Origin of the sequence: Ensifer sp. ENS10 (assembly GCF_014852025.1) — a bacterium.
Classification (GTDB): Bacteria; Pseudomonadota; Alphaproteobacteria; order Rhizobiales; family Rhizobiaceae; genus Ensifer.
The window spans coordinates 102,519-124,997 of record NZ_JACVAS010000008.1 but is presented as its reverse complement, the minus strand read 5'-3'; the positions used below and the strand labels follow the sequence as shown (position 1 = coordinate 124,997).

Here is a 22,479-nt window from a genome sequence, read left to right as displayed (position 1 = left end):
GTATGGAAAACGCTACGAACGTCATCGCATTCGACGCGATTGCAGACAAGAAGGCCGAGGTCTACAGCGGCTACATCGAACACGCGCGCGACACCCGGTTGGGCACGATGCTGCGCGACCTGGTCGACAACGTGGAGGCTTGCCGCCGCGGCGTAGGATCGCGTCGGCGCGCCCTGTTCCTCATCGGAGCCTCAGGCAGCGGTAAGTCTTTCGCACTCCGCCACCACTTCAGCCAAACGCCGGAGTTTCAGCCGCGGGTAAACGAATATGGTGAGACGGTGCGGCCGCTGCTGAGCATCGAGGCACCTAAGCCGTGCACGTCAAAAGACTTCGCTGTGGCGATCCTTGATGCAATCGGGGTGCCGTCGAAAGCCAAGATGACTGAGGGCCAGCTTTTCGCAACCGTGAAGACCCAGCTTCGCGAGCGCGGCATCGTCTATCTCCACGTAGACGAGGCCCAGCATTTGATCCGGCATCCCAGCGCTCGCGCGATCCTCGACGTCCAGGATCGCCTCAAAAGCCTGATGCAGATCGACGACTGGCCGTTGCATACGCTCTATTCCGGGATGCCGGAACTCGCCGAGCTCCTGACGGGCGATCAGCAGTTGGCCAACCGTTCGATGGTGATGCGCTTCATCCCGCTGAGCCTCCCCGGAGACAAGGCCAGCATCAAGCAGGTCTTGACGGACATCGTCGAAGGAAAGTGCGGCCTCAACCTCTCCGAGGAACTCCGCACCGATGACTTCCTCGGCCGTCTGTGCTCCGCCAACAGCGGCTGCTACGGGAAGATCATCGAGGCGGTCCAGGCGGCGTGCTTCCTCGTCATGCACAAGGGCAAGGGGACGGTTGATCGCCGCGCCTTCGCCCATAACTACCAGCGTGACAGCGGGTGCCTTCCGAGCGATAACGTCTTCACCGCCGCGCGCTGGAGTGAAATCGATCCCGGCAACGCGCTGGCCGACTTGGCCAGCGCTGGCAAGGGAGGCAAGTGATGGTTCTGCCCGTAACGCTTCCCTATCACCACGACGAAGCGGCGATCGATCTCGTCGCCCGTCTTGCCGCCGCTAACGGGTATTCGTCGCTGCGGGAGTTTCTCGCACATACGGATACCACGGCCAATGCCATCGTTCATGGCGAGACTGATGCCCTGTCGCTGGTCAGCGAGTGGTCTGGGGTGTCAGTCGCACGGCTAAGGCAACTATCCACGGTGGCAAACGGCCCTGGCGGCACATGGCGAATGGGCTGCGCGACGCTCAGCAAGGACATGCGGCCGGGGCGAGTACAGCGCTTCTGTGCCCACTGCGTGCTGGAGGACAGAGCAAACGGGACGGGACGCTTGGCGTCCCGCGCCTATCGCCGTGCATGGTGGTCGATCCGCGGTATCGAAGGATGTCCAGTTCACGGACGCGCGCTGACGGAAGTGGCTGTCGACGCCACCGGCGACGTCCACGACTTCCCTCAGTTCGTGAATGCCAATCTCGGATTGATCGAGGACGCCGCGGCGACTTCTGCCCCGAGCAGTCAGCCGCGATTGGATCGGTATCTTCGCGACCGGGTGTTCATGGAGGGCGGAGAGGGCTTCCTCGACGAGCTCGACGCACACGTCGCGGCCGAGTTCTCGCGCTATCTCGGTGACTTCTTGGCCCTCCGCGATGTCAGGGCCTGGATGCACGAGGGGAGCGATCTGCGTGAATGGGGCTTCAACCTCGCGGTAAAGGGGGAAGAGGAAATCCGACGCGTTTTTGCGGACGTGATCGATCACAAGCGGCCGACAACCCATTATGCCGAGTCGTTCGTGGGGCCGATGATCAAATGGCTCCGCCGCAACCTCGACAAGGGGGCATATGGACCAGTCATCGATCTCGTGCAGGACATCCTCGAGTGCAACATGCCGTTTGGAGAGGGGCAGACCATTCTCAAGCCGGTTAAAACCCGGCACATCCACAGTGTGAGCTCTGCGTACGCCGAGTTTGGTCTCACCGAAAATCGGATCAGAGCCTTGATGAAGGCAAATGATCCGGATTTTCGGGATGGTCTTTCTGACGCCTCCACGTACTTCGATGCCGCCGCTTTGCGGCCGATCCTTCAAGCGGCCCGCGACACGCTGAATAGCAGGGAGGCGGGAGAAGTCTTGGGCGTCAGCGAAGAAATGGTACACGGTCTTTTGGGTGTCGGCATCCTGGAGCAGGTCGAGGTGCGGGCCGACGGCGAGCGAGCCTTTGTCAGAATCCCAAAGCGTGCCTTGGACCAATTGATCCAAGCTCTGACAATGAAATCGGAAGGGGTGAGTAATGCGGAGGGATTGCTTTCGCTTTCCTCGGCGGTTCCTGTCGTTCGTCGTCCGTTTCACCGACTTGTCAAAATGGTCCTGGATGGAAATATCGACGCGTTCATCGTTTCTGGGGGCGGACCTATCTTTGAACGGGTCCATATTTCTACGCCCGCATCAATGCCTTCAAACGCCCGAAGAAAACAGAGAAACGGGAACGCCTTGTCCGGTGGAGACGACGAACTGATGCGGCTCAAGGAAGCCGAACTCGCGCTCGGGACAACGACCATCACAATCGCGGACTTGATCAAGCGCGGTTATCTTCGCCAACAGACCGTTCGCCGAGAAACTGGACATGTTGTGAAGTTCATTGAGCGGAAGTCCTTGGCAGAGTTCCATGCGGCGCATGCTTCCCTGACGGAGATCGCCAAATCTCGCCAAGGTTACAGGGCCACCATCAAGGTTGAATTGGAAGACGCCGGACTTTCTCCGATCTTCGAACCCGAAGGTTTCATCGCCCGCTTCTACAGAAGGTCAGACTTGGCTCGAGCCGGATACGAGGTCTGACGAAACCTGCCAAACAATCCCGTAAACCCGCTCCGGCGGGTTTTTCTTTGGCTTGCTTCCGAATGTGCCCAAATCAAATGCCGCGAGATGCCCAAGATGTTTCGGAGGGCCTGAAAATTATCCAATGATTTCAATGAATCATTTGGGAAAAGGGACAAACCAAGACCGCGCAATCATACTAGACCCCGTTTACAGCTTTCCCATAGCCGTTTACAGCATTCATTCACGTGATGTTCTTTTCCATCCGCAGAATGACCGCATCGCTGGTCTGCTGATCCGTCGCCAGATAGTGCTTCTCAAGCACTCTTCCTACCTCTGCAATCGAGTGCCCAGTGATCGACGCGATCTGTTCTGTCGTCGATCCTTCCCGCCGCCGTTCGGTGATGAACGTGCCGCGCAGGTCGTGAAACGTCACGCCCTCAATCTGGACACCATCGCTCTCCTTGTTCAGCCTGGCACACTCTTTCGCCCATGACGTTTTGAAGCCGTCCTTCGTCCATGGCCGGCCGCGAGAGTTGTTCATGATTCGCATCTTGTCCTTCGGCAGGGCGTCGATCATGGCTTTGAGCTTGCTGTGAACTTTCACGCGAACTCTCTTTTTCGTCTTCCCTTGCTGAAACGACAGGTGCGTGCCGTCGTATTGCTTCCATGTGAGGGATAGAAGATCACCTTGACGTTGCCCGGTGTGGATCGCCATTTCGAAGGCAAGGAGCATATGAGCCTTGGCCTTGGCCCGGAACAGCGCGATCAGTTCCGGCGTCCAGACGCTTTCCTTGCGAGATCCCGTGTAAAGCCGGTTGATTCCGGTGCATGGGTTCTTCTCGATCGTCTCTTCGTCAATCCCGAAGGTGAAGACCCGGGAGAGGGAGAATAGCATCTGGTCGGCTTTCCGCGGGTTGGCGGAAAAGGTGTGATGCCATTTGCGGATCATCGCCTTCATGCCGCGCTGCTGTGTGAGCTTCAGCGGCAGCTTCGGCCATTCCTTGCGGATTTCCTTGAACGAATGCTTGTGGGCGTCCTGGGTCTTCTCTGCCAGCGCGGAGAATGCAGGGCTCTTTTGGAAGGTGTCTATTAGGTCGTCGAGCGTCTTCACCTCTGCAGGGGCGCTCTCGGCGCGGTGCTTCAGTAGCTCTGCAGCGAACGATTCGGTGTTCGGTTCGGCCTCCATCTTCGGACCGCCGCGCCAGGCGTAGTAGTGGACGCGGACCTCTCCGCTCGCCAGCCGGCGCTTGACCTTATGAATTCCTTTGAGCTTCACGAGCACGTTCTCGATCTCTCCACGCCTGCCAATCCGCCAATGATGTGAAGTCATCAGGTTTCAGGTCAACCGTAGCAGGCTTGGAGGTATCTTGGATATCTGGTGAAACGCCGACGCGTTGGCCGTTGACCTCGATCCAAACCGTGACGCCCTTCGACTTGGCGACGTCGGCCATTCGCTTCAGGTCGGCCGCCTTGATTGCTGCTCTGGCCGTCATTCCTCGCCTCCTTGAGTATGGCGTTGGCGGGGCGCGCTCCACGGAACAAGAGGTGTAGCGTAGGCCAGCATCAAGGGATGGCGCGGCTGCCCGTCTAGCGCGATGCCCCAGCACATGGGCCGGGCTCCGGCCTTGGCCAGAACATCCGCGACAGCGAGCCAGCGATTGCGCAACGGCTTCGGAAGCTTCGAGAGCGGGCCCCACGCCACGATATGGATATCGGCGTCGGTTACGGCTTGTGCGATATAGGCATCATTCTCCGGGCCCACTGGGTCAGTAGCCGATCGAAGCGCTTTCACGTCCTTGTCTACGAAGGCGTACTTGTTCCAGACTTTGACCTTGCTGGCTCCTAGGCGGACGGCGAAGCCATCGACTTTGGTCATGGTCGAATCGTTGTTCTCGTCGTCGGCATTGGACGGGTTGACCATCCCGAGCGATATGACTGGGCCGCTGCCACCGAAGTCATGTTCAAGAAGGTAGCGATACAGGCCGCATTCGGAGAAAACCGCGCGCCTTGTCATGAGAAGGTCGCTCATCGAATGATTTCTCCCGTTCTGCGGTCAACGACCGTTCCATCCATGCAGCGCTTGAACCGCGGGTGGGACAGGCTGGATTTGGGTTTGGCGATGCCAAGGTGCTTCTTGCGGGTGCGGGCGATCTTGGATTTGACCTTCATCTCGACTGCCGTCTTTCGACGGTGCGGCTCTTTTTTGGCCGGAAAAAGATTGGTCTCGCGATGCTCGCCGCCGAGGATCAAGGCGACCTTGTGGTCTAGATCCCACTCGTCGCGCACAGGATCGATCTTCTCGCCGGTCAGGTGGCAGATGCCGCCCTCGCGGTCGAAGACGCGCTGGCGGACGCGGTCGGGCACCTTCTGGTCATCGTGTTTGGCAATCCATTCGGGGACGCTGCGCATCAGACAGCCTCCCCAAGCGGAACTTTACCGACGCCAGCCGGTTCACCTGGCAACCGGAAAGGAGCCAGATGATGAGCGAACCGAAACACGAAAATGCCACCGACGAACCGATGCCCGCACCCATCGAGAGGCCACGGCCGCCGGAAATGGATTTCGAACCGATTCCGTCTCCAGACTTGTCCGGAGCAGATGCCGACGAACGGCAGGCCGATCAGGGCCGGGTGCCGCCCGTTCCAAGCCGCGATGAAGCCAATATGGAACCGGATGAGGCCCTGCCGGAGGACACCGAAGAGGAGATCCTCGACGACGACCCGGGACGCGAAAAGACCCGCTTCGACGAAGAGGTGCCGAAAAGCAGCCGATAGGCGGTTTGCGGGACCGGAGAAGTGCATATGTCGGTCCGTCATGCTGCACCTGCCTTTGCCTTGGCGATCATGCGCTCAAGTGGTGACAGGTGATCCTCGACGGCCTTCGCCTTGAGCGGCGGTAGGCCGAACTTTTCGAGATACTTGCGCGAGTGCTTCGCCCAGACCTTCTTGCCCCAGCTCGTTTGGGCGAACAGACCAGGCCGAGCGGCGCGCAATGCCTTTTTGCGCGTGGCTAGATCAGCGTCAGGCGCAAGACTGCGGTGAACCTCGCCGATGACGTGAGAGGCGGTTTTCTGCCAATCGATCATGCTGCTGCCTTCGCTTTCGGTTCAGACCAAATCACGTGGTGACGGGCTCCAAAGGCGAAGATGATCTCGATCAGATCGGTCATCTCTTCCTTGGAGAGGTCAGATGAGGAGGTGCCTAGTGGGACAAAGCCGGTCCCGTCGGTATTCGGCACAAGGCGAAGCTGGTCATGTTTCTCGCGGCGCAACGCGTCCAACATGACGAGCTTCCAGTCCTCGGGGGTGAGTTGCTGGCCGTGCCAGGCAAGCTGCAGCGACAGGTCGGTGAGCATCGCCCACATGCGATCGTTCTGCGGCGTCGTGCGCTTCGGTCCCTTGAACTCGACGCGCGTGTCGACTGGCGCGCGCATGATCCAGTCGATCGCCTTGCGGCGGAACGTTTCGTTCGCCAAAACCAGAAGCGCGCGGCCCATGTCAGCCTCCGTTCAACGGTGCGAGTTGAGCGAGACGACGATCGCGGATAGCGAAGGCCGTATCGATCATGTCGGCGTGGCCGTTCGTTTCGAGCACGGCCGGCGCGTCGAAGTCGTTCCAGATCTCGGCGACGTCGGTTTCATCCTTGGCGCCGGCGAGACCAGTCTCGATCTGCTCGAGGAAGTCACCGAGGTTGAATTCTTGCTCCGTCGGCTCGGTGACCGGAGCGGTTTCGACCGTTTCGGTGGCCTTGGCTGGCGGGGCAGGAGGTGCCGGAGGCTTCGGCGGAAGTGCCGGCTTCTCTGGCGTGATGTCGCGCATCGTCTCGACTTCGTCGATCTCGCGGACCTCGAACTCGTCGCGGATACCGCCAAGGACGTCACCGAAGAGTTCGCGCAGGCAGTAGCCGGCGGCGCGCCAGGCAAGCATGCGCTGCGGAAAACGAGCCCAAGGCGTATCGTTGGGGACGTCCTTCCAGACTTGCTGGTTGTTCTCCCAGACCTTCCGCCGAACCGTCGGGCTCGACGGCCAAAGGCCAGCGCGAACGGCGTCATCCTGGCTGAACTCGACGCGCTTATCTTCTCCGGTGTCGAGACGCTTGGCCTCGCAGAAGCCAACCATCTTGCCATTGCGATCTTCGCAGCCGGTGCGCAGATACGCGACCTTGCCCGACATGCGGACGACGTTGATCAGGCCGTCGCCGTAAAGCGCCGGCTTGCCGTTGATCACCGTGAAACTGCGAAGGCTCACCATCGGCTTCAGGCCAAGCTCAGCGCCGGACATGATAGCGACGGCGACCGCCGCCGCTGCATCATCGCCCTCAAGCTTGCCGATCAGCGCCGCCGGAGCGAGGCCAGAGGCGACCACCGCTCGCGAGATCCGCATGGTCTCTTCGAAGGTCTGAGGCACGATGGCGAGGACATTGCCGCCGCCAGTCAGAGTTGGGACATGACTGTTCATGCCTTCTCTCCTTCGACTTCCGGCTCGACGACGCGGACGATCTTCTTCTGGGCCATTTCGGATTCGGCCTTGATCGCCATGACCTCGACGGTGGTTTCGCCGCGGGCCGTTTCGACGATGACCTTGTCGCCGACGTTGACGACGAGGCCTTCGGGGATGAAGTAGTCGTAGGTCTTCTCGTCCTTCTGCCATTTGAACTTCACGGCGGCGACGGCGGGCGAAATGGTGGTTGCGTCTGTCATCAGGCGGCCCTCTGCTCTTCGAAGCGCTCAACACCGTCGAGCTCGACGCCGGCGCGGATCGCGCGGTTGGCGAGCGTCTCGACGAGCGCTTTCATTTCGGGATGGTTGCTCAAGGCCTTGATGGCCTTGTCGTAGTCGACGATGCGAGCCGAGACGAAGGTCCGGAGCGAGACGCTCGCGCCGGTGCGGCCAGCCTTGGCGTTCTTCGGCTGCGCTGCGTGTTCCTGCCTCGCGGCTTCCTGCTGCAAGCGCTCTGCCTCGGCTTGCGCTGCGGTGTCGCTCACGTCTGCCTGGGCGGCGAGTGCTTCAGCCTCGCGACGCTTCCGTTCGGCTTCGTCGCGCTCGCGCTGCTGGCGCTCGTATTCAAGGCGCTGCTGCTCCTGCAGGAACGGCGTGACGTGCGCCTTCAGCTTCTTGGCGAGCGCGTCCGGATCTTCCTTGAGAGAGCGCCACTTGTTGTCGACCGAGCGTCCGGCGTCGAGGTGCGGTTGCTTCTCGACCTTGTGCAGGTTCTCGGCCTTCGTCTTGATGGCGGTGAGCCGCTTCGACCAGATCGCAGCCTTATCGGCTTGGTCCTGGGTCGTGATCGGCGTCTTCATGAACGCCTCGGCTTGCTCTTTCTCGGACAGAAATTCCAGCTTCAGTGCTTCGAACGGGTCGGCCGGCAGATTGTGGCCTGCGGCAGGTGCCGGCGGCTCGTCGTCCCAACCGGCGCCCTCGATGGCCTTCTGATAGGCCTCGTAGCTGACAGGGTGCGTGCGGCAGAAGTTCCAAGCCTCGCCAGCGTCGACCATGCGCTCGCCGCGCATCGCCAGCCAGGCGCCACCGTCGAGCCAGATTGCCACCGGTTCCCACTGGCCGCCCTTGAAGCGCGTACGGTAATAGCCCTGCTGGGGCTCGCCTTCGTGCATCGGGCCGACGTTGCCCGCCAGCGCGTTCTGCCACCAAGTCCAAATGCTTGTTTCTGCGGTCATTAGACGGTCCTCTCGGCTACGATTTTGCGGTGGATCTCCTCGGTGTTCGCAAAGCCGATCGCCATGAAGGCGAGGAGGGCGGCGAGGAGGATGATGAAGGTGGCGACGCCATAGGTGGCGCGGTTGAACTCTGCGAGCCCGTCCAGGTCGATGTTGCGGGCCGGCGGCAGCTGGCAGTGACCGCACTCGCAGTACCGATCAGCTTGCGAGCACGCGTATTGGATAGGGCGGCCGCTCATAGCCCGTCCCTCATCTCGCGACGGCGCTCGGCGGCGTCCTCGGCTGCCATGGCATCCTTGTCGGCCGCATCTTCGAGAAGGTGGTTCTTGAAGCCGTCGCTCTCGTAGATTTCGTGCTCAACCCAGCTGGGGAGAGGGAGCTCTAGAGATTCCAGCATCGCGCGGATCTGCTCGACCTCGACCGACCGCGGCTCCTCGGGCTGAGTGAGTGTCGCGGCGCGGTAACGGCTGATCGAGTATTCGACTTCAAGGTCCAACTCGATATCGAGGCCGGCGACTTGGATCAGGAGCGGGGTTTTGGTGTGATACTTCGTGCTCATGCCAGCGCCGCTCCGATAACGGGCGCGAACTCGCGAGCGAGGCGGCCACGGTTCTCGTATTCGCGCTGATCGACGTAAAAGCCTTCGCCGAAGCCGGAGGCGCGCAAGATCGACAGAGCATCGAGGATGGCTCGGTTATAGGCTTCGCCTTCCGGGTCGGTGTCTCCACCTCCGAGGGCTTCAATCTCGCGGTACAGTTCGTGCAGCTTCACGCGGCGGGGCTCGAAGGACATTACGCGGCCTCCTTCTCGATCGAGGGCGTTGCGGTGAAATCGGGGAAATCGGAGAGGCGCTGATAGGTCTCGACCGAGCAGCCGCGGCATTCCGGGTTCGTGGCCAACTCTTCGTTGGCCTCGTCTTCGTCCCAGAACTCGACTGCATCGGCGTCGTCGTAGGAGAAAAGGCCCTCAGCGGTCAGGAACCGGCCAACCTCGTCGGTGATGCTGTATCGGGTGACCATCGCCATTTGCTTCGTCCTCTCTCAGCGCCTTGCTGATGAAGAGATATTCGCGACAATCGCAAAATAAGTCAACAGGGAATTTTGCGACAGACGCAAAATCGCAAAATCGCGAAATTGGACGCAATAAAAAACCCGCCGGTTTGGGGCGGGTTCTTCAGGTCGTCTTTGACCGTCTGGTTAGGCGCAGGCCTTCACCTCAGCCGTATCGAGTCGGTAGCTTTCATTTCCACCGCACATCTGGGGCCGCCGACAGGTCGATCTGCCACCTGTTGTGGCAAGCGAATTATTTCTGAAAATCGACTCGACTCTCGGCTGCATTCCTGCTGTTTTGACGAGAACAAAAACGGAACATTGCAGGAGAGAGAAATGATGCGTAACGCTCCCGTAGATCACCCCGACGCCTTGCGGCTCGTCGTTGAACTAGCGAGCGTATATGTAGCTTGCGATGATTGCGGGCACTCCCGCATCCTTCGCCTCGATAACCTGACGAAGGTGGCAGAACTGGGCGTTCACAACTACATGCAGCTGTGCCGGAAGATCCGTTGCAGTGAATGCCCGAAGAAGCCGCCGGCCTTTAGAAACCTGACCATTCGCCCGACTTGGCGGTGCGATGAGGTGCTTCAGAGCATCGCGTGAAACACGACTTTGTGGACGCTAAAAACTTTGTCTGCGGGGAACTCGAGTTCGTGCTGTTCGCCTTCGCCCGGGTTGTACTGGTAAAGGCGTACGAGGTCGGTAGAGCGTGACTCGTAGCGCTTGAGGTAGCTGTAAACCTCGTCGTCTTCGACCACCTGCACAACCACATCGTCGCCTTGCCGCACTTTGAGATGCGGGTTCACCCAGGCTGTTTCGCCGTGGAAGAAGCGCGGCTCACCGGAGCGGCCGTCCACCTGCACCGCATAGGCGCCTTCGACGCCCTCAAGCCCGGGCGGGCAAAACACCTGGGCGATATCCTGCCCATTCATGATGAAGCGGCCATTCTTGCCGGCAGAGATGTGGCCCCGCAGCGGTATCGAGGTATCGCCGGGGAACGACTGCCAGCGAGGCGGGAAGCTCGCGTTCGGCTTCGGCATAGGCCGAGCGACCGGCGCGTTAGGCGAGGAGCCTTGCAGCCAGTTAGTCATCTGCTCGAAGCCAGGCGGTAGCTCCCCGAAGAACTTCGCCATTGCCTCGATCTCCTGCAGGGAGATCTGGCGGCGCTTCTTCGGATCGTCGCTATGCAGTTCCTTCGATCGCGTGATCTTGTCGTTGGACATGCCGGTTGCTTCGGCGAGCTTTGAAGCTACACCGCGAGCCGCGACTTTCTCCGCAAGCCATTGTTTCAGTTCATATTGTGGGTCACTCATGCGGCGATCCTCGCGGATTCCGCGAAAAACTCCATCGCGAATATCGCAAAATAATTGTTGCGACCCCATTGACTTCTTGTCGCGACAATCGCAAATTTCGCGACATGAGCGAAAAACATCTCGACCCCGCAAAATCCATCATCGGAAAGATCGGCATCGAAAAGGTGGCCGAGGTCACCGGTAAGCACGTCTCCCGGGTGTACCGCTGGATGTACCCGAAAGAGAAGGGTGGCACCGGTGGGCTAATCCCCCAGACCGACGCCCCAGCGATCCTGGCATACGCCAAGTCGAAGAGGATCCCGCTCAAGGAAAAAGACTTCTTCCCGGTACGGGAGGGCGCCCAATGAGCGCCGAAGGTCAGATCAAGGCATTCATCGACCGCATCCTCCGCCTCAAGGAAGAGCAGGACGTTATCGGCGACGACATCCGCGACATCTACGCGGAAGCCAAGGGCATGGGCTTCGACAAGACCGCAATGGGCAACGTCGTCGCTCATCTGCGCAAAGTCGCGAAGAAGGGTTCCGAGACGGTCGCCGAGCAGGGCGCCATCTTCGACATCTATCTCGCCGCTTACGAGGGTCATCCGCCTGCGCCCGCCCGCGTACGAGAAAACATTGAACAATTTGACCCGCTGACCGGCGAGTTCCTCGACGACAACCTTGACCCGAAGCTGGTCCAGACCATCGCCATGGGCGTCCAGACCGAGATCGGTCGCAAGGTCTTGACCGCAGCTGTCGACGTCATGATCGAGCAGGAAGAGGCGGAAGAAGAGACGCACCAGAGGCCCTCGACCAACGATGAGCCATCCCCAGAGGCAGGTCCGCAAGCCGAAGCCTCTCCTGCCGGGACTGGAACCGGGACGCTTGCGGATCGTGAGGGCCGCCATGACGGGGAGGTGGCTTCGGTCGACCTCCCCACCAATTCCGAAATCGCCTCGGCCTCTCAAGGCGAAGCCGAGGTCCCCAGCGCTGAGGCAGAACCTGGCGCCAAAGAAGGAGGCGAAAATGTAGATCGCAGCGCGAAGCGCGCAGGTCTCGAAGGAGGCCCCGTCAACCTTGAACCCTCTGGCCCGGAGGCTGAACGGGCAACCTCTTTCACCGCCAAGCCACCGTCCCCGTTGAGGCCGCATTGCCGGCAGCCGGAGGCATGCGGCGGCTATGGCCGGAACCACTGCCACACATGCGCGAAAGCGATGCGCGAACGCGAACCAGCGGAGGAACTTGCATGAGGAAGATTTCATCCGGCCTCGACGAGATGGTTCAGCGCTTCATTGAGGGCGAGGTCAGAGGCATTCGCTCCGGTCCAAACAGGTTCAAGGCCGCCGAGAGCCAGCAGCCTGAAGATCAAACCGAGAAGAGGGCTGCCTGATGTTCGTTGCTGCTGCGCTCGTCGCGACTGTCGTCGCCGCAATGCTGCTCCTCGGCGGTGTCGCTCTCTTTTCCGAACTCGAATTTCGCCGGAACGGCTTCCGGCCAAAGGATTGATCGCGGTTCTCCTCCTCCCTCGCGATCAACGAGAGCCCCAGTCTTCCTCCTCCCGGCTGGGGCTCTCAACTCGCAACCGGATCCGCTTGTTCGCCAGGCGCATGACCACGGCTTGAACAGCGGTTCCCAAAGGAATGGCCGGTGACGAGAGGGGATCGTCACCGGCGGCAGAGGCGGGATGCGGCGCCCGGATTCCTCTGCGGAAAGGAATGAGATTTTCGACCTCCGAATGAGCGCCGACCGTTGGCGCGGTCAGGCTCTCTTCGGACTGGTCAGTAAGGTTTCTGCTCATCTGCAGTGTCTCCTAGCAAAGACACTGTGTCATAGGCGGGAACCGAAAACATGGAAAAGAAATCCAGAATTCTGGACGAGACGAAGAACGGGAAATGCAAGAACATGAGCGACGTTGCGACTGCAAACTACCTCATTAGATCGATCGGCGGCGGTGGCCGTGTCAGCGATATGTTTTTCGAGGCTGCGGCAATCCTCCGAAAACTCTTCCCGCACAAGGGCGAACCCAAGAAGCAATGGACGGAACGCCGTCTCAAAGCTTGGTGGAACAACGAAACCGACGTCGTTCGCCACTGGCAGATGATGGAACTCTACGCGGCTGCAGAAGCCGCGAAGGAAGAACGAGAGCTGCTAAGCGCAGCAAAGAGGGATCATGCCGAATTCATCGAAAAGACCGCCCGTATTCGTGCGTTGGCTCAGCTTGAAGCAACGGCTGATCATCGCTGAGAAGCTGCGCGGTATCGGCTCCTCTCTCGCGGAATGGATCTGCCCGGAACTTACGGACGGGAGTGACCAGTGATGCAGCAGCTTAGCCTGTTCGACACGCTGCGCAGTCCGGCGATCCGGAAGCCAGTCGAGCCCCATGGAGGCGTTATCCAAGGTGATCCGGACGCCGTTTACCGGCTCAGGCACCCGCGACTGGCATGGGACCGTGCCAAGATCGAGTTGCACCAGCACACGGACGGCCTGTGGATGTGGTCGGCCAGCTTTCACTGCGACAACTTCGGCGGTGGTTATCGGGTCGGCCCCAAGTGGGGAAGGTTCGCCCAAACGCGCGACGACGCCCTGTTCTACGCCGCTTCGGAAATCGAGGAGAGGCTCAAAGACAAGCCCGGCAAAGAAGCCGCGCTCGTCCTCGCATGGATCGTAACTCTCAAAGAGAACCCAAAGGCGCTGTCATGAAAAACCGGCTGATCGACTTGAACAACCACCTGTTTTCGCAGCTCGAGCGTTTGAGCGACGAAAGCATGACCGCCGAGCAGATCGAAACCGAGGTGAAGCGCACCGACGCAATCGTTGCCGTTAGCGAGCAGCTTATCCGCAACTCCGACCTGTCTCTCAAGGCCGCGACCTTGGTCGCGAACCACGGCGACCGCTTCAAGCCGATGCTCCCGACGATTTTCCGCCAGCCCGAAACCCTCGACGGCAAGGCCATCACGGACGGTACCGAGAAATGAAGGGCAAGTGGATCAGCTACAGCGTCGCAGAGATGGAATGGCTCGAAGCCAACCGTACCCTGCCGATCGGCGACTATCACCGCGAGTTCTCCGCGATGTTTCAGCGCGATGACGTCTCCGCGGGAAACCTTCACGCGCTGCGCAAGGGCAAGGGTTGGAAGACGGGTCGGACCGGCTGCTTTGTGAAGGGCCAGGTCCCCGTCAACAAGGGTAAGCCGTGCCCGCCTGGGAAGGGTGGCCGACACCCGAACGCGCGCCGAACTCAGTTCAAGGTCGGCGGTCTGCCGCACAACACCAAATTCCTCGGCCACGAGCGCGTCAGCAAGGACGGTTACGTCGAGATCAGCGTTGACGAGCAAAATCCGCACACTGGGTACGAGCGCCGCTATGTCCTGAAGCATCTTCATCTTTGGGAGCAGATCAACGGTCCGCTTCCAGCAGGCATGTGCCTGAAGTGCGTTGACGGAGACAGGCTGAATACCGATCCGTCGAACTGGCTCATGATCCCTCGCGGGGTCTTGCCACGATTGAACGGCGGTCGCGCGACCCGCGTCATGGCCTACGACACGGCGCCCGATGAACTGAAGCCTGTCCTGATGACGCTTGCGCGCGTCGATCACAAGGCAGCCGAACTCCGCCGAAATCGTCAGGAGGCGGAATGACCGACCCCGCCGAAATGATCGCTTGGCTCGACCGCCGCATCGCCAGCGCTATGACCTGGCTCGAAGACCACGGCCACGGCTCTAAGAAGCCACGCCCCGAAAACGAGATCGCCACCAAGGAGTACGACATCGCCCGGTTCGATGAGATCAAGGCCGCGTACCTGAAGGCGCTTGAGCGGCGAGGGCAGGCAGCATGATTAAGTTCCTCACCTCGGGCCTATCGCAGGAGGCCGGCTTCTTTCGCGGCAGCTTCGAATGCCGCCCTGGCTTCCGTGCTTGGGACTTCTCCATTGGCTGCATCCAGGCAGATCTTTCGAGCTGTTGCGTAACTCTCGCTCTTCGTCTCGGGCCAGGATTTCATCAGGAATGCGACCGCCTCTCGGGCGTTCCTGATGACGTGAAAACGATCGTCTATCTTCAACTCGACGTTTGCATCCCAGATGCTGGCCATGGTGTCCTCCGTGGGTCAGGCTTCCCACAAACGTATATTAGAGAGAACTGTTCCAATGGGGCGGTGCTGGGTAGCACTACGGCAAGCTCAATCTCCCATCTTCGGCGGAATTATCGCGCCGGGGACGGGGGTGATGGCGGGCGCTTCGTCCGGACCGACGTCGGGCTCTGGCTCCTCGATCGGGGGCTCCGGCAGATCTGGTGGAACATCCGGCGGCAGGTCCGGCGGGAATACCGGATCCGGTGGCTGCGGAATTGGGGTCTTGGGCATGCTCGCCTCCTATTTGGTGGTGCAACCGCGACCAAGTGGTGTTTGTTCCAAAAGCTCGATCCGTTCGCTGCTCGCCGTGAGCGGGGAGGTGAGGCATGAGCTTCGAAACCCGCTCCATCCTCCACGGGCGCTGCACTATCCATGTTGGCGATTGCCTCGACGTTATGCGCGCCATGCCTTCGGGCTCGGTCGACTGTGTCGTCACCAGCCCGCCTTACTGGGGCCTGCGCGACTATGGCGTCGAAGGCCAGATCGGCCTTGAGCCGACACTCGGCCAGCACCTCGCCGTGATGGTCGAAGTGTTTGCCGAGGTCTGGCGGATCTTGAAACCGCAAGGCACGCTTTGGCTCAACTACGGCGACTGCTACGCAGCAGCTCCGAACGGGAAGAGCGCAGAAGCCTATAAAGCCGAGGGTTCTGACGACCGTACTTTCCGGGACAAGCCGTTCTCGACCGTGGGCCCGATCTACCAGGCCGACCGTCACGGCGACAGAGGTGTTCGAGGCAAATTTCATCGCCGCGCTGCTGGTGTCAGTTCACCTGGTGCCATCGTCGCTGGCGGCTACCTGAAACCCAAAGACCTCTGCATGATCCCGAACCGGTTGGCGATTGCCCTCCAAGAGGCGGGCTGGTGGGTTCGCTCAGAGATCATCTGGCACAAGCCCAACCCGATGCCGGAAAGCGTCTACGATCGCCCGACGACGGCGCACGAGAAGGTCTTCTTGCTCACGAAAGGCGAGGAGTATTTCTACGAACACGAGGCGATCCGTGAGCCGGTGACCGGCGGCTCGCATGCGCGGAAGCCTGGACCGAACAGTAGGCAGAACGTCGATCGGGTGCCCGTCTCGAGGAAGTTAAAAGTCCCCGGTGGATGGGACGTTGAGCCCGGGGCACATGGCACGATCAATCGGTCCGGCAGAACCTCATCCACCTACAAGATCGCGGATGAAGGCGACCCATACCGAAAGTCGAAGCAGTCTTTCCGCGACAGCACATCGGATCTCACCGAGACCCGCAACGCGCGCAACGTCTGGACCATCGCGCCGAAGGCTTTCCGCGAAGCTCATTTCGCCACGTTCCCGCCGGCGCTCGCCGAGCGCTGCATCAAGGCAGGCACCCCGAAGACCGTTTGCGGTTGCTGTGGCGTTGACCACGGCTGCGGTCCGATCTGCGAAACCTTCGATCGCGTGCCCGGTACCGTCTTCGATCCGTTCGGTGGCGCCGGCACGGTCGGCCTTGTCGCCGAGCAGCTCGGCCTTCGCAGCATCCTGATCGAACTCAATCCCGAATACGCGGACATCGCCGTCCGGCGCATCGAAGGCGCAGAGCGAAAGGACGCGGCATGATCAAGCTTCCATACCCAGCATCAGGCTATGACAAGAGAGGCCGCGAGCGCAGCCTCTCACTATCGAATGTCAGTCTACGGGGAGATTCGACCGCCGCCCGGCTTGGCTTTAATCATCCACGGCAGGACCGCGGGAGCCTTGACAAGTATGCCCTTCTTCTTCGCGAAGGAGCGGAGAGCGTCACGCGCCACCTGGACTGGCTTGTGGCCGTCATGTGCCAGGTAGCAAGTCTTCAGGGTCGCGTCGTGAATGATATCGCGATCCCCTTTGGACCATTCCTCAAGGAAATCGATCGCGTCGTCGAGGTTGGTGATTTCGAGGACCAGATCCTTCCTTTCACGCAGGTAAACTGGCCGGTCAAACATCTTCGGGTGCATTTCTACCTCACTGAATTCGTTGGTTTTCAACAAGGAAAGCGCTGTTCGTCAGCGCCCGCTGAAGATTTATTTTCGCGGCTGCGCGAGTTCAAGAGGATGACGCAGCGACTTGCACAAAAACACTTCTTCGGAGGTGCGGCATGAACGAGCGTTTGTCCGCCGCCCAGTACCAGGCCGCGATCGCCAAATCGAAGCGCGGGAACAAGTACAAGGCCCAGCGCACGCTTCTCGACGGCATCTGCTTCGATAGCAAAGCCGAGGCCGCATACTACGCCAGCCTGAAGCTCCGCCAGCGGGCGGGCGAGGTCGAAGACGTGGAAATGCAGCGCTCCTATGCGCTGACGATCAACGGCGTGCTGGTCTGCACCTACCGGGCCGATTTCGTCTTTTGGGACGTCGCCATGAAGCGCCGCCGCGTCATCGATGTGAAGGGCATGGTCACGCCCGTATTCCGCATCAAGCAGAAGCTCATGAAAGCCTGCCACGGCTTGGAAGTCGAGGTGGTCAAGTGAGCATTGCCGAACTGATCCGAAAGATGGCTGAAGCCGGTGCACCGCCGGAGGCAATAGCGCTCGCCGTCGAGGCGATCGAGGGCAAAGACGCTGAAATCGAGCGCCGTCGGCAGGTCGAGCGCGACCGCAAACGCCGTCAGCGGGCGGGACAGTCACGGGACAAGGACGGGACAGTCACGGGACCGTCCGGGGACAACCCCACCCCTGATAAAGAAAGGTCCCCCACACCCCCTAAAGAAATTAACCCCACCCCATCCTCGCTTCGCTCGGAAAACAAACGCGGGACGCGTTTGCCGGCTGGCTGGGCTCTCCCGGCAGCATGGGGCCAGTGGGCTATCGATCAGGGCCACTCCGAAGCAACGATCCGTTTCGAGGCCGACAAGTTCCGCGACTTCTGGGTCGGCAAGAGCGGCAAGGACGCCGCCAAGCTCGATTGGGAGGCCACCTGGCGCAACTGGATGCGGAACGTGGCGAAGCCGCGAGCCCAAGCTCAAGCGCCCCCGCGAGAAACCGAGAATGCCCGCCATCAGCGGGAGTTTCGAGAAGCCATCCAGCAGAAACTGAACGGGAATCCAGGCCATGACGAATTTGCCAGCACCGGCCCAGCTTTCGACCTTGAACCGGGAGATTACCACGCTCACCGAGCGACTGGCACCGGCTCGCGCTGATGCCATCGTTCGCAGCCTCGGCGTCATGCAGAGCGCTGGCATGAGCCTGCCCCAGGGTATCGACCCCCAGAAGTTTGACGTGATCTACGGTTACGCCCTCGACGGCGTGCCGAGTTGCGGTCTGACGATCGCGACCCAGAAGCTCATTAAGGGCGACTACGCCGGCAACCCGGATATCTTGCTCGGCATGATCCCGAAGCCGCCGATCCTCGCCGCGCTGGCGAAGCAGGAGGCGAGGGCGGCCCGCGAGGATCTTGCCCGCAAGCGCGAGATCGCGTCGGCGATGAAGGGTGTCGCTCCAGAGGTCGACCGCTCGCCGGAGGTCATGGCCCGCGTTCGCGCCCGGCTGGCCCAGTTCCGCCAGGACCACGAGCAGGCCAGGGCGAGGGAGCGAGGCGTCGTCGTTCACGAGCCCATGTCGCCGGAGAAGGCCGAGTACTGGGCCAAGATCCAGGAACTGCCCGACTGGTGGGAGATCGGCGCCGATCAGATGGCATTCCGCCGCAAGATCGAAGCGGAGGTCGCGGAGGCGCGGACCGATGACGAGGCCAGCCATGCAGCATAAGCCTCGCTCCCGCCCAGACGCCAACGATCATGTGATCGCATACCGCGTCCACCAGCTGCGCACGCTCGGCCACCTGACGCCCACAGACTATGTCCGGCTTCGTAGCCTCGAGCTCCGGATCCCGTCCAAGGTCATGCTGGGCCCGACTCAGCGCCGGAGCGTCACAGCGCACCGTCACCGGATCATGTGGGAGCTTCGCGAGCAAAGACGGATGTCGCTGCACGCCATCGCCCGCGTCTTCTCCCGTGACCACACGACCGTCGCCTACGCTTTGAACAAGATCGAAATGGAGAACGCCCAATGAGCTGGTACGCAATCAAGACCCGTCCCGGAACCCAGCGGCCGGCAACGCCGCGGATCGGCGAGGCCGAGGACCGCAAGGGCGAATTCATCATCGAGCGGAACCTCCGTGACGCCGACATCGAAATCTATATGCCGTCGTTCCGGAAGGACATCAAACACCACCGGACCAGGGAACTGATCGAGCGCCGGTTCGCCATGATTGTCGGATACTCGTTCGTGTACCTGCCGACAGGGGACTTTTACCGCCTATCCCGCGTTGACGGTGTGACGGCGATCCTCGGCGTTGCCGGCTACCCGCTGCGTATCTCAGACTTCGAGGTCGCGAGCATTCGCCAAGCCGAAGACATGGCTGGATCGGCCCTGCAGCGCGAGCGCGACGCCCGGAAGAAGCGTAGCCGCAAGCAGTTGCAGGACGAGTTCCCGAAGGACGTCACCATCCGGATCGCGCCAGAACATCGCCTGGTTGGTGGGATGCTGGCCACCGTTCTCGACGTCACAGGCCGAAACACGGTCAAAGCTGTGGTCGAGATGCTCGGCGGCCTCGTTCACGTCGATCTTCCGCTTGAACTAATCGACAAAGTCGCTTAGTGTGCCTGCAATCATTGGTGATTTGCAGGCTGTTCTGATTGCGGACCTCGATTAGAGGGAACACTCGCCGGGCCTTAGGGAGGACGTCACCGCCTCCCGCCATAGCCGCATATTGCCGAAATTTCAGAATGGTCAGCGCCCTAAGGCAATCTGCTCGTCGACGACCCCGATGAGCATCTCATAGCTCTCCATCGCGCGCTTGTAATCTGCGCGTATCTCATCAGTGATTTCGTCTGCCGGATCACCCATCACTGATCGGTAGTGCCGGATCTTGTATTCGTCCATATGGCGGAGCAGTTCAGCGAATTTGTCCCGCTCCCGTTGGAACTCGTCTCGATGCGCTTGCCAGTTCCTCTTTTTCGTCATCTGCGTCTCCATGGTTGAGCAGACGACTAAAGAGCCGTTGTTCTTCTGAATCGCGCAAGTGCGCCGTATTTCTGTCCCCAGATGCGGGGTCATCAATCGCATAGGGAGATCCAGCGCCGCGCCAATGGCGACCTTTGCCTCCCGCCGGAGAGGTGTCTGGTCACAAATCACGCGCGACGGGATGCGCGCCCTCTGAAAAGCAGGAATAGAAACAAGAGGCTCAGCGCGGTGAGATACAAAGCGACGCCGCCGCCCAGGAGCATGAGCAAGTAGAATTCGAAAACATCGTCCTGGGCAGACGCGATTACCGAGCCTCGATGTCGGATTTCACCGGCAATCAATGCTTCGATCACTCCATACATAGTTGCGGGGCCAAATCCCGCGAGGCCTATTGCTGCTGCAACAGTTTTGAGGCGGGGAAACCGCTCTTGCATCTGTGACACGTCGGGCTCGCTCATGACTATGTACTCGCGGTTGAGATCAATGCCCTTACCACGAAGGCGCTTAGGCGCGGTTAACCTCAAGTTGGCCGAGCGCGGCCATCCCATAACTGCCGTCTACGATATTTTGTTCGTCCGGGGGGGACTGTTAAACGCCGTTCAATTACAATTTTCAGGTAGACGTAAAGCAGAGGCCGCGATGACTGAAGACAAGCCCCCAATTAGCGGTCGGCCAGTATCGGCCCTTAAGGTCGCGTGGTCAGTATCGATCATGACGGCGGCGACTGCCATAGGCGCCTACTATGGTTGGGAGAGCCACGGGATAGTCGGAGCGTTGGCGTTGGGTTTTGTGGGCCTCGTAGCTGGCTGTTTCCTCAGTTCACCATCGCTCCTCTTTCAGTTGCTAACATAAAGCTCACGTCGGAGTAGAGCAGCCCGGTAGCTCGCCAGCCTCATAAGCTGGAGGTCGCAGGTTCGAATCCTGTCTCCGCAACCAAATCCCAGAGGGCCCGTAACGAACACGCCGGAGAGCCCGGCCGCTGCCGCAGCGACAGCGAAATAGGTTCGGGGCCCGCCCACCAGAAGCCGTTCGCCGGTTAGGCTGCGTAGCCGGAAGGAAGACAAGCGGGAAGCCAACCGCATGTCGAGGCACCAGGAGCACCCAAGCCCGCTGAAAGCTCTCGGGGCGCAAACGAGAGGCGGAGGTCTGCAAGCCTCCACAACCATCAACTTCACGCCGGTTCGAGGTACATCCTATACAACACGAGTGCGATGAGCATCGTTACGAAGGCGATAACCGTGCGTTCAGTCCAGCGCATAGCTTTCGATTTCGAGCGATTGCCCGACACCAGATTGCCCAAGATATCTCCAAGAAACTGAAGCAAACCGTCCATCTCTTTGCCCCCGATGTCTCAACTTGTGCCTTCAGGAGGGGTAGAGGCGGAAAGGATCAGATGACGAAAACCACGCAGCCTTGGCCAGCAGCAGCAATTCTCGAAGCTACATCCGGCATCATAATCGTCATGTTGCGGAAGGTGATCGTCGGCTTCTTGCCACTGGCTGCCGCGGCCCTAGCGATTGCGATCATTGTTTCGGGGAGGAGAATTCTCTCCGAGCAGTCGATATCGAGCCCGCCGCCATTCGACGCAATCTCGATGAGGGAGTTGGGTAGGAACGGTATAGCCATGCTGGACGATCTCCGATTGAATTCCGTTGATCGTACTCAAACAGGGATGGCGTCAGCAAGGTGCTTGCGCTGATGAGACCGCAGCCTCCACAGTCATTCTTTGAAGATTTCAGTGGATGCGCCTTCGTGGCCGCTCCTGAACTCGAAGCCTGGGCCAGAGACACGTTCATCGATCCAGACGGTGACATGTTCAACCCGGATCACGCTCACCTCATCCCGGCGTCGATCGGCATGCTGTGGACCTCAGTGAGCAACTCGAAGAGGGGCCGAACCGTCATCGGCCAAGCCGAGATGGGGCGGCCTGCCGGCATGATGGGCAAGTGGGCTCGGGCCAGGGCAGAGGCGCAGGTCCTCGGTTGGTTCGGCTTGGTCCCCGACTTCATCATCACCATTGATGCCAACTTCTGGGTATCGGCCAGTGATGCGCAAGCCTGCGCTCTGATCGAGCACGAGCTCTATCACGCCGCCCAGGACGTCGATGCATTCGGCGCCCCGAAGTTCAGTAAGTCGACCGGGCGCCCGGTCTTCGTGATCCGTGGGCACGATGTCGAAGAGTTCGTCGGAGTGGTCAGACGCTATGGGGCAGATGCTGCCGGCGTCCGTGCCATGGTCGATGCAGCCAACCAGAAGCCCGAGATCGCCAGAGTGCAGATCGCACATGCATGCGGCACCTGCCAGCTTAGGGTCGCCTAGAGTATCTCGTTCACCTCGAACAGCGGCAGGGCCAAGCAGACCGACAGGACGTGCCAGGTTTCGCCCTCGATCGTGGCGCCGTCGTCGGCAGCTATCAGGGTGAGGTTAGGCGCGAGATCATCTCGTGCCTGTTCTAGCAGGGCGTGGCCCTCTTCAGCAGTCATGCCGTCCGGGTAGCGGACGATGTACCTTCGATGCTGGTGGTCTGCTTCAATGGTCATTTTGACGGGACTTTGACACAGCC

The 22,479-nt window shown here is 60.4% G+C and carries 40 protein-coding genes and 1 tRNA gene; 19 read left to right on the top strand and 22 right to left on the bottom strand.

The features are described 5' to 3' along the window. Window positions 1-2 precede the first annotated feature (2 nt). Both IB265_RS25055 and IB265_RS25050 read left to right on the top strand, forming a co-directional pair. Window positions 3-992: an ATP-binding protein gene (locus IB265_RS25055; RefSeq protein WP_192495271.1), complete on the top strand. Its 990-nt coding sequence runs from the start codon at window positions 3-5 to the stop codon at window positions 990-992. After that, the gene (locus tag IB265_RS25050; RefSeq protein WP_192495270.1) at window positions 992-2,836 is read left to right on the top strand and encodes a TniQ family protein; all 1,845 of its coding nucleotides are present in this window, start codon (window positions 992-994) and stop codon (window positions 2,834-2,836) included. The genes IB265_RS25055 and IB265_RS25050 overlap by 1 nt, the downstream gene beginning before the upstream one ends. Window positions 2,837-3,059: 223 nt before the next feature. On the opposite strand, the gene IB265_RS25045 is transcribed toward IB265_RS25050, so the two are convergent. The 4 genes from IB265_RS25045 to IB265_RS25030 are packed head-to-tail and all read right to left on the bottom strand — an operon-like array spanning window position 3,060 to window position 5,227. Beyond that, window positions 3,060-4,100, bottom strand: a complete 1,041-nt coding sequence (locus tag IB265_RS25045; protein WP_113737820.1) for a tyrosine-type recombinase/integrase — start codon at window positions 4,098-4,100, stop codon at window positions 3,060-3,062. After that, a complete protein-coding gene (locus IB265_RS25040) occupies window positions 4,072-4,311 on the bottom strand; it encodes a hypothetical protein (RefSeq protein ID WP_162771028.1) in 240 nt (79 codons plus the stop codon). Before IB265_RS25040 ends, IB265_RS25045 begins: the two co-directional genes overlap by 29 nt. Continuing rightward, entirely contained in the window at window positions 4,308-4,847 is a 540-nt protein-coding gene (locus IB265_RS25035) for a DUF1643 domain-containing protein (protein ID WP_113737794.1), read from the bottom strand. The genes IB265_RS25040 and IB265_RS25035 overlap by 4 nt, the downstream gene beginning before the upstream one ends. Beyond that, on the bottom strand, window positions 4,844-5,227 hold the full coding sequence (locus tag IB265_RS25030) for an HNH endonuclease (RefSeq protein WP_113737795.1): 384 nt from the start codon (window positions 5,225-5,227) through the stop codon (window positions 4,844-4,846). The genes IB265_RS25035 and IB265_RS25030 overlap by 4 nt, the downstream gene beginning before the upstream one ends. A 71-nt stretch (window positions 5,228-5,298) precedes the next feature. Between IB265_RS25030 and IB265_RS25025 the strand changes: the two genes are divergently transcribed. Then, the gene (locus IB265_RS25025; protein ID WP_246806035.1) at window positions 5,299-5,592 is read left to right on the top strand and encodes a hypothetical protein; all 294 of its coding nucleotides are present in this window, start codon (window positions 5,299-5,301) and stop codon (window positions 5,590-5,592) included. Window positions 5,593-5,630: 38 nt separating this feature from the next. On the opposite strand, the gene IB265_RS25020 is transcribed toward IB265_RS25025, so the two are convergent. The 10 genes from IB265_RS25020 to IB265_RS24975 all read right to left on the bottom strand — a co-directional run bounded on the left by IB265_RS25020 (window position 5,631) and on the right by IB265_RS24975 (window position 10,855). Beyond that, window positions 5,631-5,903, bottom strand: a complete 273-nt coding sequence (locus IB265_RS25020; protein WP_192495269.1) for a hypothetical protein — start codon at window positions 5,901-5,903, stop codon at window positions 5,631-5,633. Next, a complete protein-coding gene (locus IB265_RS25015) occupies window positions 5,900-6,313 on the bottom strand; it encodes a recombination protein NinB (protein ID WP_113737801.1) in 414 nt (137 codons plus the stop codon). The genes IB265_RS25020 and IB265_RS25015 overlap by 4 nt, the downstream gene beginning before the upstream one ends. 1 nt (window position 6,314) lies before the next feature. Next, window positions 6,315-7,274 carry a hypothetical protein gene (locus IB265_RS25010; RefSeq protein WP_192495268.1) on the bottom strand — a complete coding sequence of 320 codons (960 nt, stop codon included), beginning with the start codon at window positions 7,272-7,274 and terminating at the stop codon, window positions 6,315-6,317. Beyond that, window positions 7,271-7,516 (bottom strand): hypothetical protein, encoded by a 246-nt coding sequence (locus IB265_RS25005; RefSeq protein ID WP_192495267.1) that lies wholly within the window; start codon window positions 7,514-7,516, stop codon window positions 7,271-7,273. Before IB265_RS25005 ends, IB265_RS25010 begins: the two co-directional genes overlap by 4 nt. Then, window positions 7,516-8,490: a hypothetical protein gene (locus IB265_RS25000; protein WP_113737805.1), complete on the bottom strand. Its 975-nt coding sequence runs from the start codon at window positions 8,488-8,490 to the stop codon at window positions 7,516-7,518. Before IB265_RS25000 ends, IB265_RS25005 begins: the two co-directional genes overlap by 1 nt. Next, window positions 8,490-8,729, bottom strand: a complete 240-nt coding sequence (locus tag IB265_RS24995; RefSeq protein ID WP_113737806.1) for a hypothetical protein — start codon at window positions 8,727-8,729, stop codon at window positions 8,490-8,492. The genes IB265_RS25000 and IB265_RS24995 overlap by 1 nt, the downstream gene beginning before the upstream one ends. Continuing rightward, window positions 8,726-9,049, bottom strand: coding sequence for a hypothetical protein (locus tag IB265_RS24990; RefSeq protein WP_113737808.1), 324 nt, complete (start codon window positions 9,047-9,049; stop codon window positions 8,726-8,728). Before IB265_RS24990 ends, IB265_RS24995 begins: the two co-directional genes overlap by 4 nt. Further along, window positions 9,046-9,282, bottom strand: coding sequence for a hypothetical protein (locus IB265_RS24985; protein WP_192495266.1), 237 nt, complete (start codon window positions 9,280-9,282; stop codon window positions 9,046-9,048). Before IB265_RS24985 ends, IB265_RS24990 begins: the two co-directional genes overlap by 4 nt. Continuing rightward, complete coding sequence (locus tag IB265_RS24980) at window positions 9,282-9,515, bottom strand: hypothetical protein (RefSeq protein WP_113737809.1); 234 nt, start codon at window positions 9,513-9,515, stop codon at window positions 9,282-9,284. Before IB265_RS24980 ends, IB265_RS24985 begins: the two co-directional genes overlap by 1 nt. Before the next feature lie 614 nt (window positions 9,516-10,129). Further along, window positions 10,130-10,855: a S24 family peptidase gene (locus IB265_RS24975; protein ID WP_113737811.1), complete on the bottom strand. Its 726-nt coding sequence runs from the start codon at window positions 10,853-10,855 to the stop codon at window positions 10,130-10,132. 104 nt (window positions 10,856-10,959) lie between these two features. Here IB265_RS24975 and IB265_RS24970 point away from each other — a divergent pair, with 104 nt between their 5' ends. The 3 genes from IB265_RS24970 to IB265_RS24960 are packed head-to-tail and all read left to right on the top strand — an operon-like array spanning window position 10,960 to window position 12,223. After that, the gene (locus tag IB265_RS24970; protein ID WP_077961669.1) at window positions 10,960-11,202 is read left to right on the top strand and encodes a hypothetical protein; all 243 of its coding nucleotides are present in this window, start codon (window positions 10,960-10,962) and stop codon (window positions 11,200-11,202) included. Next, entirely contained in the window at window positions 11,199-12,083 is an 885-nt protein-coding gene (locus tag IB265_RS24965; RefSeq protein ID WP_192495265.1) for a GapR family DNA-binding domain-containing protein, read from the top strand. The genes IB265_RS24970 and IB265_RS24965 overlap by 4 nt, the downstream gene beginning before the upstream one ends. Beyond that, on the top strand, window positions 12,080-12,223 hold the full coding sequence (locus tag IB265_RS24960; protein WP_192495264.1) for a hypothetical protein: 144 nt from the start codon (window positions 12,080-12,082) through the stop codon (window positions 12,221-12,223). Before IB265_RS24965 ends, IB265_RS24960 begins: the two co-directional genes overlap by 4 nt. 141 nt (window positions 12,224-12,364) lie before the next feature. Here IB265_RS24960 and IB265_RS24955 read toward each other — a convergent pair whose 3' ends face one another. Then, window positions 12,365-12,631, bottom strand: a complete 267-nt coding sequence (locus IB265_RS24955; protein WP_113737816.1) for a hypothetical protein — start codon at window positions 12,629-12,631, stop codon at window positions 12,365-12,367. A 50-nt stretch (window positions 12,632-12,681) separates the two neighbouring features. Here IB265_RS24955 and IB265_RS24950 point away from each other — a divergent pair, with 50 nt between their 5' ends. The 5 genes from IB265_RS24950 (at window position 12,682) to IB265_RS24930 (ending at window position 14,667) form a co-directional block, all read left to right on the top strand. Then, window positions 12,682-13,077 (top strand): hypothetical protein, encoded by a 396-nt coding sequence (locus IB265_RS24950; RefSeq protein ID WP_246806034.1) that lies wholly within the window; start codon window positions 12,682-12,684, stop codon window positions 13,075-13,077. A gap of 72 nt (window positions 13,078-13,149) precedes the next feature. Continuing rightward, window positions 13,150-13,533, top strand: a complete 384-nt coding sequence (locus IB265_RS24945) for a hypothetical protein (protein ID WP_192495263.1) — start codon at window positions 13,150-13,152, stop codon at window positions 13,531-13,533. Continuing rightward, window positions 13,530-13,808 carry a hypothetical protein gene (locus IB265_RS24940; protein ID WP_192495262.1) on the top strand — a complete coding sequence of 93 codons (279 nt, stop codon included), beginning with the start codon at window positions 13,530-13,532 and terminating at the stop codon, window positions 13,806-13,808. The genes IB265_RS24945 and IB265_RS24940 overlap by 4 nt, the downstream gene beginning before the upstream one ends. Then, complete coding sequence (locus tag IB265_RS24935; protein WP_192495261.1) at window positions 13,805-14,470, top strand: HNH endonuclease; 666 nt, start codon at window positions 13,805-13,807, stop codon at window positions 14,468-14,470. Before IB265_RS24940 ends, IB265_RS24935 begins: the two co-directional genes overlap by 4 nt. Continuing rightward, window positions 14,467-14,667: a hypothetical protein gene (locus tag IB265_RS24930; RefSeq protein ID WP_113738030.1), complete on the top strand. Its 201-nt coding sequence runs from the start codon at window positions 14,467-14,469 to the stop codon at window positions 14,665-14,667. Before IB265_RS24935 ends, IB265_RS24930 begins: the two co-directional genes overlap by 4 nt. Window positions 14,668-14,687: 20 nt before the next feature. Here the strand turns inward: IB265_RS24930 and IB265_RS24925 are convergent, their stop codons facing one another. Next, window positions 14,688-14,921 (bottom strand): DUF982 domain-containing protein, encoded by a 234-nt coding sequence (locus IB265_RS24925; RefSeq protein WP_192495260.1) that lies wholly within the window; start codon window positions 14,919-14,921, stop codon window positions 14,688-14,690. Between the two features lie 87 nt (window positions 14,922-15,008). Beyond that, window positions 15,009-15,191 carry a hypothetical protein gene (locus IB265_RS24920; protein WP_082615953.1) on the bottom strand — a complete coding sequence of 61 codons (183 nt, stop codon included), beginning with the start codon at window positions 15,189-15,191 and terminating at the stop codon, window positions 15,009-15,011. A 95-nt stretch (window positions 15,192-15,286) separates the two neighbouring features. Between IB265_RS24920 and IB265_RS24915 the strand changes: the two genes are divergently transcribed. Then, window positions 15,287-16,537 carry a site-specific DNA-methyltransferase gene (locus IB265_RS24915; protein WP_192495259.1) on the top strand — a complete coding sequence of 417 codons (1,251 nt, stop codon included), beginning with the start codon at window positions 15,287-15,289 and terminating at the stop codon, window positions 16,535-16,537. 74 nt (window positions 16,538-16,611) lie between these two features. Here the strand turns inward: IB265_RS24915 and IB265_RS24910 are convergent, their stop codons facing one another. Next, window positions 16,612-16,914, bottom strand: coding sequence for a DUF982 domain-containing protein (locus IB265_RS24910; protein WP_057252503.1), 303 nt, complete (start codon window positions 16,912-16,914; stop codon window positions 16,612-16,614). A gap of 140 nt (window positions 16,915-17,054) precedes the next feature. Between IB265_RS24910 and IB265_RS24905 the strand changes: the two genes are divergently transcribed. From IB265_RS24905 to IB265_RS24885, 5 genes are read left to right on the top strand one after another with little or no spacing between them, the layout of a single operon-like run. Further along, window positions 17,055-17,426 (top strand): DUF1064 domain-containing protein, encoded by a 372-nt coding sequence (locus tag IB265_RS24905; protein ID WP_192495258.1) that lies wholly within the window; start codon window positions 17,055-17,057, stop codon window positions 17,424-17,426. A 23-nt stretch (window positions 17,427-17,449) separates the two neighbouring features. Beyond that, complete coding sequence (locus IB265_RS36900; protein WP_246806033.1) at window positions 17,450-18,094, top strand: hypothetical protein; 645 nt, start codon at window positions 17,450-17,452, stop codon at window positions 18,092-18,094. Further along, window positions 18,006-18,659 carry a hypothetical protein gene (locus IB265_RS24895; RefSeq protein ID WP_246806032.1) on the top strand — a complete coding sequence of 218 codons (654 nt, stop codon included), beginning with the start codon at window positions 18,006-18,008 and terminating at the stop codon, window positions 18,657-18,659. Before IB265_RS36900 ends, IB265_RS24895 begins: the two co-directional genes overlap by 89 nt. Further along, window positions 18,649-18,963, top strand: a complete 315-nt coding sequence (locus tag IB265_RS24890; protein WP_192495257.1) for a helix-turn-helix domain-containing protein — start codon at window positions 18,649-18,651, stop codon at window positions 18,961-18,963. The genes IB265_RS24895 and IB265_RS24890 overlap by 11 nt, the downstream gene beginning before the upstream one ends. Beyond that, on the top strand, window positions 18,960-19,550 hold the full coding sequence (locus tag IB265_RS24885) for a transcription termination/antitermination protein NusG (protein WP_192495256.1): 591 nt from the start codon (window positions 18,960-18,962) through the stop codon (window positions 19,548-19,550). The genes IB265_RS24890 and IB265_RS24885 overlap by 4 nt, the downstream gene beginning before the upstream one ends. 132 nt (window positions 19,551-19,682) lie before the next feature. On the opposite strand, the gene IB265_RS24880 is transcribed toward IB265_RS24885, so the two are convergent. Together IB265_RS24880 and IB265_RS24875 are read right to left on the bottom strand one after the other, a co-directional pair. Further along, complete coding sequence (locus tag IB265_RS24880) at window positions 19,683-19,916, bottom strand: hypothetical protein (RefSeq protein ID WP_192495255.1); 234 nt, start codon at window positions 19,914-19,916, stop codon at window positions 19,683-19,685. A gap of 167 nt (window positions 19,917-20,083) precedes the next feature. Beyond that, complete coding sequence (locus IB265_RS24875) at window positions 20,084-20,374, bottom strand: hypothetical protein (RefSeq protein ID WP_192495254.1); 291 nt, start codon at window positions 20,372-20,374, stop codon at window positions 20,084-20,086. 400 nt (window positions 20,375-20,774) lie between these two features. Between IB265_RS24875 and IB265_RS24870 the strand changes: the two genes are divergently transcribed. Then, window positions 20,775-20,852: transfer RNA gene (locus IB265_RS24870), tRNA-Met, on the top strand. 453 nt (window positions 20,853-21,305) lie between these two features. Here IB265_RS24870 and IB265_RS24865 read toward each other — a convergent pair. Beyond that, window positions 21,306-21,542: a hypothetical protein gene (locus IB265_RS24865; RefSeq protein WP_192495253.1), complete on the bottom strand. Its 237-nt coding sequence runs from the start codon at window positions 21,540-21,542 to the stop codon at window positions 21,306-21,308. A gap of 126 nt (window positions 21,543-21,668) precedes the next feature. Between IB265_RS24865 and IB265_RS24860 the strand changes: the two genes are divergently transcribed. Further along, complete coding sequence (locus IB265_RS24860; protein ID WP_309140459.1) at window positions 21,669-22,235, top strand: putative metallopeptidase; 567 nt, start codon at window positions 21,669-21,671, stop codon at window positions 22,233-22,235. Here IB265_RS24860 and IB265_RS24855 read toward each other — a convergent pair. Further along, window positions 22,232-22,456 (bottom strand): hypothetical protein, encoded by a 225-nt coding sequence (locus IB265_RS24855; protein WP_057252489.1) that lies wholly within the window; start codon window positions 22,454-22,456, stop codon window positions 22,232-22,234. The two genes, IB265_RS24860 and IB265_RS24855, sit on opposite strands and share 4 nt — an antisense overlap. Window positions 22,457-22,479 lie beyond the last annotated feature (23 nt).

Excerpts from the sequence above, each read along its gene's own strand:
- IB265_RS25035 (WP_113737794.1), bottom strand. The coding sequence starts at position 4,847 with ATGAGCGACCTTCTCATGACAAGGCGCGCGGTTTTCTCCGAATGCGGC.
- IB265_RS25030 (WP_113737795.1), bottom strand. The coding sequence starts at position 5,227 with ATGCGCAGCGTCCCCGAATGGATTGCCAAACACGATGACCAGAAGGTG.
- IB265_RS24965 (WP_192495265.1), top strand. The coding sequence starts at position 11,199 with ATGAGCGCCGAAGGTCAGATCAAGGCATTCATCGACCGCATCCTCCGC.
- IB265_RS24960 (WP_192495264.1), top strand. The coding sequence starts at position 12,080 with ATGAGGAAGATTTCATCCGGCCTCGACGAGATGGTTCAGCGCTTCATT.
- IB265_RS24970 (WP_077961669.1), top strand. The coding sequence starts at position 10,960 with ATGAGCGAAAAACATCTCGACCCCGCAAAATCCATCATCGGAAAGATC.
- IB265_RS25020 (WP_192495269.1), bottom strand. The coding sequence starts at position 5,903 with ATGATCGATTGGCAGAAAACCGCCTCTCACGTCATCGGCGAGGTTCAC.
- IB265_RS36900 (WP_246806033.1), top strand. The coding sequence starts at position 17,450 with ATGGCTGAAGCCGGTGCACCGCCGGAGGCAATAGCGCTCGCCGTCGAG.
- IB265_RS24975 (WP_113737811.1), bottom strand. The coding sequence starts at position 10,855 with ATGAGTGACCCACAATATGAACTGAAACAATGGCTTGCGGAGAAAGTC.
- IB265_RS24980 (WP_113737809.1), bottom strand. The coding sequence starts at position 9,515 with ATGGCGATGGTCACCCGATACAGCATCACCGACGAGGTTGGCCGGTTC.
- IB265_RS24925 (WP_192495260.1), bottom strand. The coding sequence starts at position 14,921 with ATGGCCAGCATCTGGGATGCAAACGTCGAGTTGAAGATAGACGATCGT.
- IB265_RS25050 (WP_192495270.1), top strand. The coding sequence starts at position 992 with ATGGTTCTGCCCGTAACGCTTCCCTATCACCACGACGAAGCGGCGATC.
- IB265_RS24895 (WP_246806032.1), top strand. The coding sequence starts at position 18,006 with ATGACGAATTTGCCAGCACCGGCCCAGCTTTCGACCTTGAACCGGGAG.
- IB265_RS25010 (WP_192495268.1), bottom strand. The coding sequence starts at position 7,274 with ATGAACAGTCATGTCCCAACTCTGACTGGCGGCGGCAATGTCCTCGCC.
- IB265_RS24865 (WP_192495253.1), bottom strand. The coding sequence starts at position 21,542 with ATGGCTATACCGTTCCTACCCAACTCCCTCATCGAGATTGCGTCGAAT.
- IB265_RS24915 (WP_192495259.1), top strand. The coding sequence starts at position 15,287 with ATGAGCTTCGAAACCCGCTCCATCCTCCACGGGCGCTGCACTATCCAT.
- IB265_RS25055 (WP_192495271.1), top strand. The coding sequence starts at position 3 with ATGGAAAACGCTACGAACGTCATCGCATTCGACGCGATTGCAGACAAG.
- IB265_RS24950 (WP_246806034.1), top strand. The coding sequence starts at position 12,682 with ATGGAAAAGAAATCCAGAATTCTGGACGAGACGAAGAACGGGAAATGC.
- IB265_RS24995 (WP_113737806.1), bottom strand. The coding sequence starts at position 8,729 with ATGAGCGGCCGCCCTATCCAATACGCGTGCTCGCAAGCTGATCGGTAC.
- IB265_RS24955 (WP_113737816.1), bottom strand. The coding sequence starts at position 12,631 with ATGAGCAGAAACCTTACTGACCAGTCCGAAGAGAGCCTGACCGCGCCA.
- IB265_RS24905 (WP_192495258.1), top strand. The coding sequence starts at position 17,055 with ATGAACGAGCGTTTGTCCGCCGCCCAGTACCAGGCCGCGATCGCCAAA.
- IB265_RS24920 (WP_082615953.1), bottom strand. The coding sequence starts at position 15,191 with ATGCCCAAGACCCCAATTCCGCAGCCACCGGATCCGGTATTCCCGCCG.
- IB265_RS25005 (WP_192495267.1), bottom strand. The coding sequence starts at position 7,516 with ATGACAGACGCAACCACCATTTCGCCCGCCGTCGCCGCCGTGAAGTTC.
- IB265_RS24890 (WP_192495257.1), top strand. The coding sequence starts at position 18,649 with ATGCAGCATAAGCCTCGCTCCCGCCCAGACGCCAACGATCATGTGATC.
- IB265_RS24940 (WP_192495262.1), top strand. The coding sequence starts at position 13,530 with ATGAAAAACCGGCTGATCGACTTGAACAACCACCTGTTTTCGCAGCTC.
- IB265_RS25025 (WP_246806035.1), top strand. The coding sequence starts at position 5,299 with ATGAGCGAACCGAAACACGAAAATGCCACCGACGAACCGATGCCCGCA.
- IB265_RS24910 (WP_057252503.1), bottom strand. The coding sequence starts at position 16,914 with ATGCACCCGAAGATGTTTGACCGGCCAGTTTACCTGCGTGAAAGGAAG.
- IB265_RS24885 (WP_192495256.1), top strand. The coding sequence starts at position 18,960 with ATGAGCTGGTACGCAATCAAGACCCGTCCCGGAACCCAGCGGCCGGCA.
- IB265_RS24930 (WP_113738030.1), top strand. The coding sequence starts at position 14,467 with ATGACCGACCCCGCCGAAATGATCGCTTGGCTCGACCGCCGCATCGCC.
- IB265_RS24880 (WP_192495255.1), bottom strand. The coding sequence starts at position 19,916 with ATGACGAAAAAGAGGAACTGGCAAGCGCATCGAGACGAGTTCCAACGG.
- IB265_RS24855 (WP_057252489.1), bottom strand. The coding sequence starts at position 22,456 with ATGACCATTGAAGCAGACCACCAGCATCGAAGGTACATCGTCCGCTAC.
- IB265_RS24935 (WP_192495261.1), top strand. The coding sequence starts at position 13,805 with ATGAAGGGCAAGTGGATCAGCTACAGCGTCGCAGAGATGGAATGGCTC.
- IB265_RS25000 (WP_113737805.1), bottom strand. The coding sequence starts at position 8,490 with ATGACCGCAGAAACAAGCATTTGGACTTGGTGGCAGAACGCGCTGGCG.
- IB265_RS24990 (WP_113737808.1), bottom strand. The coding sequence starts at position 9,049 with ATGAGCACGAAGTATCACACCAAAACCCCGCTCCTGATCCAAGTCGCC.
- IB265_RS24985 (WP_192495266.1), bottom strand. The coding sequence starts at position 9,282 with ATGTCCTTCGAGCCCCGCCGCGTGAAGCTGCACGAACTGTACCGCGAG.
- IB265_RS24945 (WP_192495263.1), top strand. The coding sequence starts at position 13,150 with ATGCAGCAGCTTAGCCTGTTCGACACGCTGCGCAGTCCGGCGATCCGG.
- IB265_RS24875 (WP_192495254.1), bottom strand. The coding sequence starts at position 20,374 with ATGAGCGAGCCCGACGTGTCACAGATGCAAGAGCGGTTTCCCCGCCTC.
- IB265_RS25040 (WP_162771028.1), bottom strand. The coding sequence starts at position 4,311 with ATGACGGCCAGAGCAGCAATCAAGGCGGCCGACCTGAAGCGAATGGCC.
- IB265_RS25015 (WP_113737801.1), bottom strand. The coding sequence starts at position 6,313 with ATGGGCCGCGCGCTTCTGGTTTTGGCGAACGAAACGTTCCGCCGCAAG.